12 protein-coding genes, 1 tRNA gene, 1 other RNA gene and 1 pseudogene are annotated in these 14,633 nt (G+C 71.7%); 11 read left to right on the forward strand and 4 right to left on the reverse strand.

What is annotated here, in order from left to right; genetic code table 11:
* Together B4M60_RS06840 and aceE are read right to left on the reverse strand one after the other, a co-directional pair.
* Window positions 1-1,152, reverse strand: a 1,152-nt coding sequence (locus tag B4M60_RS06840; protein ID WP_291081519.1) for a PucR family transcriptional regulator, incomplete at its 3' end; no start/stop codon positions are given.
* Entirely contained in the window at window positions 1,149-3,944 is a 2,796-nt protein-coding gene (gene aceE, locus B4M60_RS06845) for a pyruvate dehydrogenase (acetyl-transferring), homodimeric type (protein WP_291081520.1), read from the reverse strand. The genes aceE and B4M60_RS06840, both read right to left, overlap by 4 nt.
* Before the next feature lie 309 nt (window positions 3,945-4,253).
* On the opposite strand from aceE, the gene B4M60_RS06850 reads away from it, so the two are divergent.
* A complete protein-coding gene (locus B4M60_RS06850) occupies window positions 4,254-4,688 on the forward strand; it encodes a DUF3052 domain-containing protein (protein WP_291081521.1) in 435 nt (144 codons plus the stop codon).
* Window positions 4,689-4,783: 95 nt separating this feature from the next.
* Window positions 4,784-4,856: transfer RNA gene (locus B4M60_RS06855), tRNA-Val, on the forward strand.
* 95 nt (window positions 4,857-4,951) lie between these two features.
* On the opposite strand, the gene B4M60_RS06860 is transcribed toward B4M60_RS06855, so the two are convergent.
* Window positions 4,952-5,890: an SURF1 family protein gene (locus tag B4M60_RS06860; protein WP_291081523.1), complete on the reverse strand. Its 939-nt coding sequence runs from the start codon at window positions 5,888-5,890 to the stop codon at window positions 4,952-4,954.
* Between the two features lie 169 nt (window positions 5,891-6,059).
* On the opposite strand from B4M60_RS06860, the gene B4M60_RS06865 reads away from it, so the two are divergent.
* The 5 genes and pseudogenes from B4M60_RS06865 (at window position 6,060) to B4M60_RS06885 (ending at window position 10,544) form a co-directional block, all read left to right on the forward strand.
* Window positions 6,060-7,217 carry a Nif3-like dinuclear metal center hexameric protein gene (locus B4M60_RS06865; protein WP_291081525.1) on the forward strand — a complete coding sequence of 386 codons (1,158 nt, stop codon included), beginning with the start codon at window positions 6,060-6,062 and terminating at the stop codon, window positions 7,215-7,217.
* An 11-nt stretch (window positions 7,218-7,228) separates the two neighbouring features.
* Window positions 7,229-7,960 (forward strand): zinc ribbon domain-containing protein, encoded by a 732-nt coding sequence (locus tag B4M60_RS06870; protein WP_291081527.1) that lies wholly within the window; start codon window positions 7,229-7,231, stop codon window positions 7,958-7,960.
* 8 nt (window positions 7,961-7,968) lie between these two features.
* Window positions 7,969-8,604 (forward strand): annotated as a pseudogene (locus B4M60_RS06875) (histidine phosphatase family protein); the annotation flags it as partial.
* A 14-nt stretch (window positions 8,605-8,618) separates the two neighbouring features.
* An RNA gene (rnpB, locus tag B4M60_RS06880) (RNase P RNA component class A) lies at window positions 8,619-9,049 on the forward strand.
* 67 nt (window positions 9,050-9,116) lie between these two features.
* Window positions 9,117-10,544 (forward strand): ribonuclease catalytic domain-containing protein, encoded by a 1,428-nt coding sequence (locus B4M60_RS06885; protein ID WP_291081531.1) that lies wholly within the window; start codon window positions 9,117-9,119, stop codon window positions 10,542-10,544.
* Window positions 10,545-10,562: 18 nt separating this feature from the next.
* Here the strand turns inward: B4M60_RS06885 and B4M60_RS06890 are convergent, their stop codons facing one another.
* Window positions 10,563-11,177 (reverse strand): TetR/AcrR family transcriptional regulator, encoded by a 615-nt coding sequence (locus B4M60_RS06890; RefSeq protein WP_291081532.1) that lies wholly within the window; start codon window positions 11,175-11,177, stop codon window positions 10,563-10,565.
* 62 nt (window positions 11,178-11,239) lie between these two features.
* On the opposite strand from B4M60_RS06890, the gene B4M60_RS06895 reads away from it, so the two are divergent.
* The 4 genes from B4M60_RS06895 to B4M60_RS06910 all read left to right on the forward strand — a co-directional run.
* Window positions 11,240-12,733 carry a flavin-containing monooxygenase gene (locus B4M60_RS06895; protein WP_291081533.1) on the forward strand — a complete coding sequence of 498 codons (1,494 nt, stop codon included), beginning with the start codon at window positions 11,240-11,242 and terminating at the stop codon, window positions 12,731-12,733.
* Window positions 12,730-13,551 carry an alpha/beta fold hydrolase gene (locus tag B4M60_RS06900; protein ID WP_291081534.1) on the forward strand — a complete coding sequence of 274 codons (822 nt, stop codon included), beginning with the start codon at window positions 12,730-12,732 and terminating at the stop codon, window positions 13,549-13,551. Before B4M60_RS06895 ends, B4M60_RS06900 begins: the two co-directional genes overlap by 4 nt.
* Window positions 13,551-14,414 (forward strand): SDR family NAD(P)-dependent oxidoreductase, encoded by an 864-nt coding sequence (locus B4M60_RS06905; RefSeq protein ID WP_291081536.1) that lies wholly within the window; start codon window positions 13,551-13,553, stop codon window positions 14,412-14,414. Before B4M60_RS06900 ends, B4M60_RS06905 begins: the two co-directional genes overlap by 1 nt.
* Window positions 14,411-14,633, forward strand: a 223-nt coding sequence (locus tag B4M60_RS06910) for an NAD(P)-binding protein (protein ID WP_414646756.1), incomplete at its 3' end; no start/stop codon positions are given. The genes B4M60_RS06905 and B4M60_RS06910, both read left to right, overlap by 4 nt.

Below are 14,633 nucleotides of genomic sequence, written 5' to 3' on the forward strand. Positions count from 1 at the left end.
AGATGTGTATAAGAGACAGGTATTGGGGTGGACGTACAACCCGCGCGCGCACGCCTCGACGTGGCCACCCGAATCGAGGTAGGCCCTCAGGGTCTCCTCGAGTGAGCTGTCGGCTCCGCGGAGCGGGGTGACGATCCGCTCGACGAGCATCTGCGCGGCCCCCCGGTCGCCGCCCAGGACACGCTCCGGGAGGAGGTCGATCGCCGCGACCGGGCGAGGGGCGCCCGGCCACCCACTCGCCGCCGCCACCCCGGCGATGGCCTCCGCCGCGCTGTCGGGGGCCTCGGCCAGGGAGCTCACCGTGTGCCCGACGACCACCGGGGCATCGGGGGAGAACGCGTCGAGGACCGATTGCGGGACCGACGAGGCGGAGTCGAGCTCCCCGGAGAGGATGACGACGAGGCGGGCTCCCTGCACGACGGCGAGCGCCTGCCGGCCGGCCGAGACGGCGGCCCTGTGCACGGCCGGGACGGAGGCCAGCACGAGGTCCTCCCGCGGGCGTCCGACGATCACCGTCGCAGCCGTGGTCGGATCCCAGTTGAGGGCGGAGGCCCCGGAGGCGAGATCGGCGTGACGGTCCCCGCGGACGACCGCGTCGACCAACATCGCCTCCATCCGCGTGTCCCACGCGCCGCGGTTCTCGGCGGCGGCCGCGTAGACGGACGCGGCGGTGAAGCCGAGTTCCCGTCCGAACTTGAGGACCGCGTTGATCATGAGCCCGCGCTGGCGCTCGTTGTGGGTGATCTTCGGCATCACCAACTCGAAGTACTCACAGGTGGACCGGATGAGCTGCACGGTCTGCTGTAGGGACAGCCCCTGACCGAGTCCCTTGGGCAGCGGCTTGAACCCGGCGATCGTGTCGGAGTGCTGAGCCTCGGGGTTGCGCATCCAGGTGACGAAGTCCCGCACGGCGCTCTGGATGATCAACTGGATCTCGGCGCGCTGGTCTGCTGATAGTTCGGCGAAGAAGGGCAGCTCCAGCTCCAGTGCCCGGACGGCTTCGGTCGACAGGGTGCCCGAGTACCGGGTGATGCGCTTGAGGAGCGCATCGGAGACCGGCCGCTCATCCGGCGCGAGCCGGGGCGCGGCCCGCTTCCGCGGCGGCGGCGCGGCCGTCCCGGCCTGGGGCTCGGGCTGCGTCGTCTCGGTCACGCCACTCCGGGGTCCGTGGTGGGCTCGGGCGCGGCCATGACGTCGTCGATCCGGTAGAGGCGGGCGGCCTCGATCAGCGTGCGCTTCTCCATACTGCCCTCGCGGACCAGGCCGGCCAGGACCGCGACGATGATCGACTCGGCATCGGTGTTGAAGTAGCGACGGGCGGCGGGGCGGGTGTCGGAGAATCCGAATCCATCCGTGCCCAGGACCGTGAAATCACCGGGGACCCAGCCGCGGATCTGCTCGGGGATCGCCTTCTGGAAGTCGCTCACGGCCACCTTCGGCCCCTCGCTGGTCTGCAGCGCGGCGGTGACGAACGGGATGCGCGCCTGCTGGTCCGGGTGGCGGAGGGCATGGCGCTCGCACTCGAAGCCGTCGCGGGCCAGTTCGTTCCACGACGTCGCCGACCAGAGGTCTGCCGCGACGTCCCACTTCTCCGCGAGGACCCGCTGGGCCTCCACGGCCGCGTACATCGCCACGCCGGAGGCGAGGATCGACGCCCTGCGCGACCCCTGCCCCGCTGCGCGGAACAGGTAGAGGCCGCGCAGGAGGGCCTCGGCGTCCAGATTCTCCGGCTCGGCGGGCTGCGGCACGGGCTCGTTGTACAGGGTGATGTAGTACGAGACGTTCCGGTCGATGCCGTCGGTCTCCGTCTCGTGGGCGGACCCGGGCCCGTACATCCGCTCGATGCCCGCACGCATGATGTGGACCAACTCGAAGCCCCAGGCCGGGTCGTACGAGACGACGCCCGGGTTGGTGGCGGCGAGCAGTGGCGAATGGCCGTCCATGTGCTGCAGCCCCTCACCGGTGAGGGTGGTACGCCCGGCGGTCGCACCGAGCAGGAAGCCGCGGGCGAGCTGGTCGGTGGCGGCCCAGATGCCGTCGCCGGTGCGCTGGAAACCGAACATCGAGTAGAAGATGTACAGCGGGATCATGGGTTGACCATGGGTCGCGTACGCGGTCCCGGCGGCGGTGAACTCCGCCACCGAGCCGGCCTCGCTGATCCCCTCGTGCATGATCTGGCCGTCCTTGGCCTCGTTGTAGCTCAGCATGAGGTCGTGGTCGACCGAGGTGTAGTTCTGCCCGTGCGGGTTGTAGATCTTCAGCGTCGGGAACCACGAGTCCATGCCGAAGGTGCGGGCTTCGTCCGGGATGATCGGGACGAAACGGTTGCGCAGGGACTCGTCCCTCATGAGCTCCTTGATGGTCCTCACCAGGGCCATCGTGGTGGCCACCGACTGCTTCCCCGAGCCCTTGCGGAGCGAGGCCAGAGAGTCGATTCCCGGCACGGAGAGCGGGGTGAAGGTCTGGCGTCGTTCGGGGACGTGTCCGCCGAGCGCGGACCTGCGCTCGAGCAGGTAGCGGATCTCCGGCGAGTTCGGCCCCGGGTTGTAGTAGGGCGGCAGCGTGGGGTCCGCCTCCAGCTCCTCGTCGGTGATGGGGATGAGCTGGTTGTCGCGGAACAGCTTGAGGTCGTCGAGCGTGAGCTTCTTCATCTGGTGCGTCGCGTTGCGCCCCTCGAAGTTCTGGCCCAGACCGAATCCCTTGATGGTGTGGGCGAGGATGACCGTCGGTTGCCCGGTGTGCTCGAGGGCGGCCTTGTACGCGGCATGGATCTTGCGGTAGTCGTGACCGCCCCGGCGCAACGCCCAGATCTCGTCGTCCGACATGTCCTCGACCAGCTTCGCCGTCCGTGGGTCGCGGCCGAAGAAGTGCTCGCGGATCCAGGCGCCGTCGTTGGCGCGGAAGGTCTGGTAGTCCCCGTCGGAGACGGAGTTCATCAGTGAGACGAGCGCGCCGTCGGTGTCCCTCTCGAAGAGGGCGTCCCACTCGCGACCCCAGACCACCTTGATGACGTTCCAGCCGGCACCGTTGAAGTAGGACTCCAGCTCCTGGATGATCTGCCCGTTGCCCCGGACCGGACCGTCGAGGCGTTGCAGGTTGCAGTTGATGACAAAGGTGAGGTTGTCGAGTGCGTCGTTGGCGGCCACCTGGAGGGCGCCGCGCGATTCCACCTCGTCCATCTCGCCGTCCCCGAGGAATGCCCACACATGCTGCTGCGAGGTGTCCTTGATCCCGCGGTGGTGCAGGTAGCGGTTGAACCGCGCCTGGTAGATGGCGTTGAGCGGACCGAGGCCCATCGAGACGGTGGGGAACTCCCAGAACTCGGGGAGCGATCGGGGATGGGGGTAGGAGGGCAGGGAGCGGCCCGGGTGGCTCTTCTCCTGCCGGAATCCGTCGAGGTCGTGCTCGCGGAGGCGACCCTCGAGGTAGGCGCGGGCGTACATCCCGGGGGAGGCGTGGCCCTGGAAGAAGACGTGGTCACCGCCGCCGGGATGATCCTTGCCGCGGAAGAAGTGGTTGTATCCGACCTCGTAGAGCGGAGCCGCCCCCGCATAGGTGGAGATGTGGCCGCCCACACCGATGCCCGGTCGCTGTGCACGGTGCACCATGATGGCCGCGTTCCAGCGGATCCACCGACGGTAGGTGCGCTCGACCGACTCCTCTCCCGGGAAATCGGGCTCGAGACTGGTGGGGATCGTGTTGACGTAGTCCGTCGAGGTGAGCGCGGGCAGGGGGACACGCTGCTTCGAGGCGCGTTCGAGCAGCCGGAGCATGAGGTACCGCGCGCGCTCGGGGCCCGCCTCGGCGAGCATGCCGTCGAGCGAGTCCATCCACTCCTGGGTCTCCTCGGGATCCGAATCCGCGAGGTAGGAGGCGACCCCCTCCCGGAGGACGGGCACGTTGGTGGGCGCTGAACCATCCCTGGGTCCTACGGTCTCGGTCATACGTCTCGTCCTCGCTTCTGCGATGCGTGCGGCGGCCACCCGGTGGGGTGCGCGCACATGTCGGGGTGCAGGGTCCGGCCGACCTGACGCGCCGCGGGTGTGGGGCGGATCGCCGGGTGGCAGAGCGTGGGCCGGTGGCCGACACACGTCCGTCCCCGATTGTGCCCCACACGGTGACGTGCGACACGAGGCGAGGTGCCGACCGGCCAAATGGGCGGTACTCGTTTCCCCTGGGGAGGCACGCGGGTAGTGTTCCTGGTCAGCGAAGGACCGAGAAGAACAACCCGGATACGAGGGAGGAACACCACGGTGGTCGCCGCGGCGAACCAGCAGGGCGGAGCGGAGCAGGTAGCTGTTCAGCTCGAACTGACGAAGGACATGCTCGTTCAGGAGGTCGGATGGGATTCCGACTGTGACGAGGCGATCAGTGAGGCCGTCGAGGACGCCGTCGGATCGGAGTTGCTCGAGGAGGACACCGACGAGGTCGTCGACGCCGTCCTGCTCTGGTGGCGCGACGGTGATGGTGACCTCGTGGACCGGCTCATGGACGTCGTGACCCCGCTCGCGGAGGAGGGCTCCGTGTGGGTTCTCACCCCCAAGACGGGGATCGACGGTCATGTCGAACCCTCGGTGATCGCCGAGTCGGCGCAGACGGCCGGGATGCTCCAGACCCGGACCGTGGCCCTCGGGGACTGGGCGGGCAGCCGACTCGCCCTGCGTAAGAACAGCATCCCGCGGAAGTGACGGGGCCCCGGGAGGCGGAGGCGTCCCGTGCCGAGACGGCCTCCCCGATGGGTTAATCTGACCGACACCGGCGCGCTCGTCGCGCCGGTGTTCGCGCGCGCGTAGCTCAGCGGTTAGAGCTCTGGTCTTACACACCAGCGGTCGGGGGTTCGATTCCCTCCGCGCGCACCCATGGGCATCCGGCGCACCCACTCGTCGGGGACGCGGCCGGGTGAGGAGATCGCGGTCGCGGGGACCTCGATCTCGTGGTGTGGGACCAGCCCCTAGCCGCGCAGGCGATCCGCGCGCTTGAAGGCGCGGCGGTGCTCGGCGTCGTCGCGGTCCCCGTAGCGGGCGCGCATCGCGCGGGCGCGGGCGTCGACCTCGACGTCGGCGGGGGAGGCGGGGTTCCCCGCCGGGACGTCGTGGCGGCTGTCCGGGGCGGGGCTGCCGTCGGGGGTTCCGGAGGCGCGGGGTTCGTCCCGCTCGGCGTCGCGGCGCCGGGCCCGGATCTCGGCCCAGGCGAAATACCCGAGGGCGAGGGGCGCGAGGATTCCGAACGCCAGCCACTGCAGTCCGTAGGAGAGGTAGGGGCCGCTCTCGATCCCCGGGATCGGGGCGGGGGTCAGCGATCCGGGCTGTCCGCCGACCAGCTGGAGGTACCCCTGCGGAACGAGGTCGTGCCCGAGGGTGCCGCCGATGACCACCGGGTCCACCACGCGGACCGCCGGGAAGCCGTCCACCACCACCGGCTCGGCCTGCCCGGCCTCGGTCGCGCGGACCCGGGCGGTGATCCCCACCTCGCCACCCGGTGCCGCGGGGAAGGCGGGGACGGTGTTGTTCTCGCCGACCGGGACGACCCCGCGGTTGACCAGGATGTCGCCGCCCTCGTCGGGATCGAACACGGTGAGGACCTGGTAGACGGGCTCGCCGTCCACCGAGCGGAGCCGGAGGAGGGCCTCGGCGTCGGGCTGCCAGCGCCCCTCCAGGGTCACCAGTCGCCACTCGCGATCCACGTACCCGCCGGGGTCGTCGACCACCTGGGCGAGGGGGGCGGGGTCGGCCTGGACGGATTCGGCGAGGCGCGCGTTCCGGGCGTCCAGGTCGTCGCTCTTGCCGAGCTGCCACGGGGCCAGCAGCGCGAAGCAGGCCCAGGCGAACAGGATCACGCCGAGCAGGCCGATCACCCATCCGGGACTGATGAAACGCCGGAGAGTCCGCATTGCTCCAGGGTATCGCCCGGGGAGTGGCGGCCACCCCATCAGGGCGCGGGACGGCCGCACGACCGGTGGGCCGGCGTTGTTGGCGGATCCCGCCGGGCACCGTCGGCGGCGGGTGCACGATGGTGGTCGACCTCGTCCGCGCGTGGCGGGGCGGGCGGGAAGGACGACGATGAGCTCAGGAAGGCCCACGCTGGCCGACGTGATCGACCTCCTGGAGCGCGCGTACCCACCGCGGTTGGCGGAGTCGTGGGACCGCGTCGGGCTGGTCGCGGGTGACCCCGCAGCGGTGATCGGGACGGTCGTGGTGGCCGTCGACGCGACCGACGCGGTGGTCGACCACGCGCTCGGCGCCGGTGCGGACCTGCTGCTCGTGCACCATCCGCCGTTGCTGAAGGCGGTTCACTCGGTCGCTGCGGACACCCCCAAGGGGCGGATGCTCCACCGGCTCATCGAGGGCGGTTGCGCGCTGTACTCCGCCCACACCAACGCGGACGCCGCCCGTCCCGGGGTCAACGACGCCCTCGCCGAGACGCTCGGCCTGACGCCGGGCCCACCGCTGTCGCCGACCGGTGACGGCACCGTGGACCGGTGGGTGGTGACGGTGCCCCACGACGACGTCGAGGATCTGCTGCACGCCGTGTTCGCCGCCGGGGCCGGCCGGATGAGCGGGTACACCGAGTGTTCGTTCTCCGTTCCGGGAACCGGACGGTTCCGGCCCGGTGACGGAACGGATCCCGCCCTCGGCACGGTCGGTGAGCCCGAGAGCGTCTCCGAGACGAGGGTGGAGTTCGTGGCGCCGCCGGAACTCAGGTCGGCGGTCCGCCGCGCGGTCACGGCCGCGCACCCGTATGAGGTACCCGCCATGGACGTCCTGGTCAACCACGCCGGCCCCGGCCCGGGGCCGGAGGACACCGGCCTCGGCCGGATCTGCGAACTCGAGCACCCCATGACGTTGGCCGAGTTCACCGAGCTGGTGGGCTCCCGGCTCCCCGAGACCCTCTGGGGTGTCCGCGCGGCCGGTGACCCCCAGGCCGAGATCCGGCGGGTCGCGCTGTGCGGGGGCTCCGGCGACTCGCTGCTGGGCGCCGCGCGGGCGGCGGGCGCCGACGTCTACCTCACCGGTGACCTGCGTCACCACGTGGTGGACGAGCACCTCCGCGGGGGCGGCCCGATGCTGGTGGACGCCGCGCACTGGGCTCTCGAGTTCCCGTGGTGCGCTCAGGCCGCGGCGCTTCTCGAGGAGCAGGCCGGGGTGACGGCGACCGTGTGCGCGCTGCGAACCGACCCGTGGACGGCGGCGTCGGGGGGAGGGGTCCGCGGGCGGTAGTCTTGGCCCTCATGAAGGCCGATCCCCACGACCAGCGTCGACTCGTCGACATCGCCGAACTCGACCTGCGCCTGGGCGGTCTGGCGCACCGTCGGACCGCGCTCCCGGAGCAGGCCGCGCTGGACGGGCTCGAGGCGGAGCGCCGCGCGGCCGTGGAGTCCGCGGCGCGGGCCCGCATCCACGTGGAGGACCTGGATCGTGCGATCGCCAAGTTGCGATCGGACCTCGACGCCGTCCGGCGGCGCCGCGAGAGCGATTCCGGTCTGGTGGCCGCCGGCGGGTTGTCCGAGCGCCAGGCCACCGAGCTCGAGTACGAGCTCGGCTCGCTCGCCCGCCGCGAGGAGTCCCTCACGGCCGAGCTCGCCGAGCTGACCGAGCGCCACGAGGCCGTCGAGGCGGACGTGCGCCACTCCGGCGCCGTCATCACCGATCTCGATGCCCGGCTGGGCATGGCGGTCACGGTCCGGGACACCGCCCTCGCCGAGCTCGAGGACGCCGTCACCGCGACGACCGCGGAGCGTGCGCGGGAGGCGGAGGGCCTCCCGGCCGAGCTCCTCGCGCTCTACGCCCGTAGCGCCGAGGAGGCCGGGGTGGGAGCGGCGATCCTCAACGGTGGGCGCTGCTCGGCCTGCGCCATGGACCTCAGCCGGAGCGCCGTGTCCACCTTCCGGTCCGCGCCCACGGACGACGTCCTGACCTGCCCGGAGTGCGGCGTGATCGTCGTCCGCACGGACAACTCGTGAGCGGTGGGCCCGGCTGGACCGGCGCCACCGGCCGGCCCACCCGGATCGTCCTGGCCCGGCACGGCCAGACCCCTCTGTCCGTGGACCGGCGCTACTCGGGTCAGGGTGACCCCGAGCTCACCGACCTGGGAGTGGTCCAGGCCGAGCGGACCGCCGGGCGACTGGCGTCGATCCCGCATCTGGCCGCGGTCGTCTCGTCCCCGCTGGGCAGATGCCTCGGCACGGCCGAGCGTGCCGCCGAGGCCGCGGGGGTGCCCCTCGTGGTGGAGGACGACCTCATCGAGACCGATTTCGGGCGGTGGGAGGGGCTGACCTTCCGGGAGGCCGCCGAGCAGGACCCGGAGTTGCACGCCCGTTGGCTGGGGGACGTGTCCGTCCCGCCGCCGGGGGGAGAGAGCTTCGCGGCGGTCCGCGCCCGCGTCGAGCGGGGGCTCAGGAGGATCGTCGAGGACCGCCCGGGCGGTGTGGTGGCCGTGGTCAGCCACGTCACGCCCATCAAACTCGTGATCCAGGCGGGACTGGGCGTCGGCGACGAGCTGCTCTTCCGCCTGCACCTGGACCTGGCGTCGGTGTCGGACGTCCGTTTCTACCCGGACGGCCCGACCTCGGTGCACCTGGTCAACGACACCTCGCATCTCGACTAGACTCTGCGATCGAACGAGTCGGCCGGACGGCCGCGGACGGGGGAACCGACGCCGTGAGGCGAGCAGGCCCCGGCCCGAGGAAAGTCCGGACTCCACAGAGCAGGGCGGTTGCTAACGGCAACCCGGGGTGACCCGCGGGATCAGTGCCACAGAGAACAGACCGCCGCGCTCTCGAGCGCGGTAAGGGTGAAACGGTGCGGTAAGAGCGCACCAGCGCCCCGGGTGACCGGGGCGGCTCGGTAAACCCCGCCCGGAGCAAGGTCGAAGGCCGCACCCGCGAGGGTGCGGCTGCGCGGATGTGGTGCAGCGATGCACCGTGAAGGGCTGCTCGCCCGAGTCCGCGGGTGGACCGCTCGAGGCACCCGGTGACGGTGTGTCCAGATGGATGGTCGTCGCCCTCCCTTCGCGGAGGGCACAGGATCCGGCTTACAGGCCGACTCGTTCGCAACGCTCCCGCGGTCCCTCCCCGTCCGGCATGGTGGACCACGCACCCCAGCGGCGAGGAGGCCGGAATGATCCTGCACGCGGACGCCATCGACTTCGGCGCGCTCCGGGCGGAGTTCGGGCTCCCGGGGGAGTTCCCGGAGGACGTGCTGCGCCAGGCGGAGACGGCGTCGGACCGCGAGGCGGGCTCCCGGGTCGACCTGACCGCCATCCCGTTCGTGAGCATCGACCCTCCCGGCGCGCGCGACCTCGATCAGGCGGTCCACATCGAGGCGACCGACCGGGGACACCGGGTCCGCTACGCGATCGCCGACGTGGGCGCCGTGATCGAGCCGGGGTCGGCGCTCGAGACCGAGTCGCTGCGGCGCGGACAGACCCTCTACCTCCCGGACGGCTCGGTTCCCCTGCACCCGCGGTCCCTGTCCGAGGGGTCGGGCAGCCTCCTTCCCGGCGAGACGCGACCCGCGGTGGTGTGGTCCGTCGAGGTGGACCCCGAGGGGGAGACGGTGGCCGTCGAGGTGGGGCGGGCCCTGGTGCGCAACACCGCCAGGCTCGACTACGCGGGCGTGCAGGCCGACGCCGACACGGGTCGACTCCACCCGTCCATCGCGGCGCTACCACTGGTCGGTGACCGGCTCCGCCTCCGGGGGGTCAGGTCGGGCGCCATCTCGCTCCGGTTGCCGGCGCAGGAGGTGGTCGGGTCGGAGTGGGGCTGGACGCTGGCCATCGAGCCGCGCGTCGCGGCCGACGAGTGGAACGCGCAGATGTCCCTGCTCGTGGGGCGCGCCGCGGCGCAGCTCATGGTCGCCGGCGGGCACGGTCTGGTGCGGACCCTGCCCGGGGCCCCCGACGGGGTGGTCGCCGGGTTGCGACGCACGGCCGAGGCGCTCGGCCTGGCGTGGTCGTCGTCGGAGGGGCTGGGCACCATGCTCGACCGTGTCGACCCCAACACCCCGGCGGGGATGGCGATGATGCGCGAGGCCACCACCGCGCTCCGGGGGGCCGCGTACACCGTCGTCGGCCCGGGGAGCGCGGCGGACGACCTGGGGCACGCGGGGATCGGCGGTGTGTATGCGCACGTGACCGCCCCGCTGCGCCGGGTGGTCGACCGCTACGGCACCGAGATCTGCCTGGCCCTCCACGCCGGTCGTCCCGTCCCGGACTGGGCCACGTCGAGGCTGAGGGAGCTGGCCGGCGTGATGGCGGCGTCCGACCAACTCGCCGGCAGGGTCGACCGCGCGTGCGTGGACCTCGCGGAGGCTCTGGCCCTGGAGGGGCTGCTGGGCCAGGAGCGTCCGGTGGTGGTGTTGCGGGCACCCGCCGGGGACCGGGCGGGCGAGGCCTGGTGCGCCGATCCGCCAGTGACGGGAGAGGTGACCGGGCCAGCGGAGGCGGGGACGCGCGTCGCCGCGGTGGTTGCGGAGGTCGACGTCTCCGGTCGACGCGTCCGCTTCGACGTCCCACGACCCGGCGCAGCCCCGGTCCACCGCGAGTAGCGCCCGGAATCGGGCCGGTCAGCCGGGCCGGGTGCCGAACAGTTGCCGCGCGACGGTGACCCAGGACCGGAGTTCCAGCGCGAGGTCGGTGGAGTCGGGTTCCTGGCACCACCGGTAGGTGAGACCGGTGGTGGCGTCGACCGCCGCCTGTGCCGCACGCGCGGCGTCGAGGTCCGGGCGGACGGATCCGTCACGCTGGCCGTCGGCGAGGGCGCGTTCCACGGCGTCGCGGGCGGTGGCGATCCACGTGTGGAAGATGTCGCCGATCTCCGATCGGGTGCCCGCCACCTGGAAGGCGACGGTGAAGATCGCGCGCAGGAAGTCGGGATCGTCGCGCCACATGTCCTCGAGGGCGAGCATCGTGTTGGCGGCCCTGTCGAGCCCGGGGACGCCCACGGCGGTGGTCGGCGCGAGCAGCGGGCGCTGAAAGCTGCGTTCGAACAGTGCCCGGAACAGTCCCTCCTTGGAGCCGAATCGGTGGTGGACCATCTTCCTGTCGAAGCCGGCGTGCGCGGCGATGAGCGCCGGGCTGGCTCCCGCGTACCCGCGTTCGGCCACGACCTTGACGGCGGCGTCGAGCAGCGCCTCGGTGGAGGCCTGGACTCGCTCCTCCTGCGTGGGCCTGGCGGACATGGCTGCGATCATTCCAGAAGCACTCATTCCCACCACTGGGAATAAGTGTAAGCGTCCTCGCCATGACCCGAGAAGTGGCCCCGGAGCACGAGGTGGTGGTGATCGGCGCCGGATTCGGCGGGATCGCGGCCGCCGCGAAGCTGCGCGAGTCCGGATTCCGCGACGTGGTGGTCTTCGAGGAGGCAGACGAGCTCGGCGGGACGTGGCGCGAGAACACCTATCCCGGCTGCGCCTGCGACGTCCCCTCCGCGCTCTACTCCTATTCGTTCGCGCCCAACCCGGACTGGACCCGGATGTACGCGGGCAATGCGGAGATCCACGACTACCTGCGTCGGACCGCCGACGATCTGGGCGTCACCGGTCTGATCCGCTTCGGCACGAAGGTCGAGTCGGCGCACTGGGACGACCTCGACCTCACGTGGCGGCTCGAGACCTCCGCCGGTGCGGTCACGGCGCGGTGGGTGGTGGCGGCCTGCGGACCGCTGCATCGGCCGTCGATGCCGGACATCGCGGGCATCGACACCTTCGAGGGCACGCTCTTCCACAGCGCTCGGTGGAACCACGAGCACGACCTGCGGGGACGCCGTGTCGCGGTGCTGGGGACGGGGGCCTCGGCCATCCAGTTCGTCCCGGAGATCCAGCCCCTCGTCGACTCGCTGACCATCTTCCAGCGCACCGCGCAGTGGGTGCTGCCGAAGCCGGACAGGCACGTCGGGGACCGCGAACGGGCGCTGTACCGGCGTCTGCCCGGAGCGCAGCGGGTGATGCGGCGGCTGACGCATCTGGTGTTCGAAGCGGGGACGTACGGGGTTCGGCATCCGCTCGTGTTGCGGCCCCTCGAGTGGGTCTCCACCGCCCACATGCGCCGCCACATCACGGATCCGGCCCTGCGGCGTCGGGTGACGGTCTCCACCGCGATGGGGTGCAAGCGGATCCTGCTGTCGAACCGCTGGTACGAGACGCTGGCCCGCCCCAACGTCCGGGTTGTCGACGGAGACGTCCGCCAGATCCGGCCGCACTCGATCGTCGACGGCGAGGGAGTCGAGTACGAGGTGGACACGCTCATCCTCGCCACCGGGTACCACGCCGCGTCACCACCCGTCGCCGAGCTGTTCCACGACGGGCGGGGTCGCTCGATGAGCGCGTACTTCGCCGAGGGCGGCGCGCAGGCCTACCTCGGCACCACCGTCGCGGGATTCCCGAACCTGTTCCTGCTGACCGGTCCCAACTCGTTCGTCTACTCCTCGATCGTCGACGTCATCGAGGCCCAGGTGGATCGCCTCGTCACGCTACTGCGCTACGCGCGCCACCACACGCTGGGATCGGTCACCGTCCGCCCGGAGATCCAGCGGCTCTTCAACGACGAGCTGCAGGACGCGATCGCGCACACCGTGTGGGCGAGCGGGTGCTCCAGCTGGTTCATGGACGACTCGGGCAGGAACACCACCATGTGGCCGTGGTCCACCGGTGAGATGCGGCGCCGCCTGGGTGACGTCGATCCGACGGACTTCGAACTGCGCCCGCTGAACCTCATGAAGGACGGTGTCCGTCGATGAGCGACGACCGCACTCCACTGCTCTGCATCCACGGCATCGGCGACACCGCCAGCGCGTGGCGCACGGTCGCCGGGCCGCTGGCCGGACGGCATCGGCTCATCCTGCCGACGCTTCCCGGGCACCACGGTGGCCCGCCGCTCGATGCGCGCCGCCCCGTTCGCATGGCCCAGCTCGCCGATCATCTCGAGCGCGTCCTGGACGACGCCGGAATCGACACCGCGCACTTCGTCGGCAACTCCCTCGGCGGCTGGTTGGCCCTCGAACTCCTGGCCCGGGGGCGGGCCCGCTCGGTCACCGCGCTGTGCCCGGCCGGCGGGTGGGAGCGCGGCTCCCGGTTCGAGGCGAGGCTCTCGATGCGACTGAGGGTCAGCCAACGCGCGGCCAAGTACGCCGCGCCCGCCATGGTCGGACTGCTCCGCAGCGCGGCTCTCCGACGGGTGTTGATGGCGGATGTCTCGGCGGACGGGGCCGGGATCGATCCGCGGGTCGCGTCGTCGTTCCTGCGCGGGCTCGCCGGGTGTGACGGCTTCGTCCCCATCCTCGACGCCGTGATCGCCGAACGCCTCCCCGCGATCGCCGCGGACTGCGCGACCCCGGTCGTGGTGGCCTGGGGGGACCGCGACAGGCTCCTGCCGCCCGAGAGCAACGAGGGTGGCCTCCTGGCCGCCGTCCCGCACGCGCGGCTGCCGGGGGCCGGGCACGTACCCATGCACGACGACCCGGATGCCGTCGTGGCGACGATCCTCACCCTGACCAGCGCCGTGGATCGTGGCGCGACCTCCGCCGCGGACGCGGCGGACGACCAAGGAGAATGCTGATGCTGCGGGACCGAACCGACCTGGCGGGCCGACGTGCGCTCCTCACGGGAGCCGGCGGGGGACTGGGGCGGACGATCGCCGTCGCCCTCGCGGAGCAGGGGGTGGACCTCGTCCTCACCGACCGTCCCGGCACCGATCTCAGCGGACTGTCCCGGGACCTGGGTTCACGTGGCGTCCGGGTCGCCACACTCGACGCCGACCTGACCGATCGCGCAGCCGCGTCGGACCTCGTCCGCCGTGCCGAGGAGGCGCTCGGGCCGCTCGACATCCTCATCAACAACGCCGGCATCGAGTTCGTCGCCCCGTGGCACGACCGCACCCCGGAGAACCTCGCCTTCGAGGTCGATCTCAACCTCGTCGCTCCGATGCTGCTCACCCACGCCGTCCTGCCGGGGATGGTCGAACGGGGACGCGGCCACGTCCTGACCATCTCCTCCATCGGCGGCATGATGGCCATCCCCTACCTGATCGGCTACGCGGCCTCGAAGCACGGGATCGCCGCCTTCAACCGCGCCCTGGCCGCCGAGGTGGGCGACAAGGGGATCGCGATCACCACGGTCTTCCCCGGGTTGATCCGCGACGCCGGAATGGGGGCCAACTACACCGGGGCGCTGACCCCCGGTGTCCTGGAGCGCGTCGCCACCAGGACCCCCGCAGCCGTCGGCCGAGCGGTGGTCCGGGGTCTGCGGACCGGGCGGAACGAGGTGGTGGTCAGCGCCACCCCCACCCGGCCGATCGCCGTGCTCACCGCGATCCGGCCGTCCGCCTCCATCCGGTTGATGCAGCGCATCCTCCGGTGGGGTGCGCCCAGGGTCGATGCCCATCTCGCCGAGGCGCGTTCCCGCGCGGACGGCCAGCAGTGAGCGACGAGGAGAGAGCAGTGGAGTCCAACGCCCGCAGAGCCCCACGGGTGGTCATCGTCGGAGGCGGCATGTCCGGGATGGGACTGGCCGATCGGCTCTCGGAAGAGGGTCTCGACGACTTCGTCATCTACGAGAAGGCCGACCGCTTCGGCGGGACGTGGCGCGAGAACACCTACCCCGGGGTCGCCTGCGACGTGCCGCTGTCTCTTATACACATCT

It is taken from the genome of Dietzia sp. UBA5065, from assembly GCA_002415925.1.
Classification (GTDB): Bacteria; Actinomycetota; Actinomycetes; order Mycobacteriales; family Mycobacteriaceae; genus Dietzia.

Coding starts and splice junctions, on each gene's coding strand:
- aceE (WP_291081520.1), bottom strand. CDS start 3,944: ATGACCGAGACCGTAGGACCCAGGGATGGTTCAGCGCCCACCAACGTG.
- B4M60_RS06860 (WP_291081523.1), bottom strand. CDS start 5,890: ATGCGGACTCTCCGGCGTTTCATCAGTCCCGGATGGGTGATCGGCCTG.
- B4M60_RS06865 (WP_291081525.1), top strand. CDS start 6,060: ATGAGCTCAGGAAGGCCCACGCTGGCCGACGTGATCGACCTCCTGGAG.
- B4M60_RS06870 (WP_291081527.1), top strand. CDS start 7,229: ATGAAGGCCGATCCCCACGACCAGCGTCGACTCGTCGACATCGCCGAA.
- B4M60_RS06885 (WP_291081531.1), top strand. CDS start 9,117: ATGATCCTGCACGCGGACGCCATCGACTTCGGCGCGCTCCGGGCGGAG.
- B4M60_RS06890 (WP_291081532.1), bottom strand. CDS start 11,177: ATGTCCGCCAGGCCCACGCAGGAGGAGCGAGTCCAGGCCTCCACCGAG.
- B4M60_RS06895 (WP_291081533.1), top strand. CDS start 11,240: ATGACCCGAGAAGTGGCCCCGGAGCACGAGGTGGTGGTGATCGGCGCC.
- B4M60_RS06900 (WP_291081534.1), top strand. CDS start 12,730: ATGAGCGACGACCGCACTCCACTGCTCTGCATCCACGGCATCGGCGAC.
- B4M60_RS06905 (WP_291081536.1), top strand. CDS start 13,551: ATGCTGCGGGACCGAACCGACCTGGCGGGCCGACGTGCGCTCCTCACG.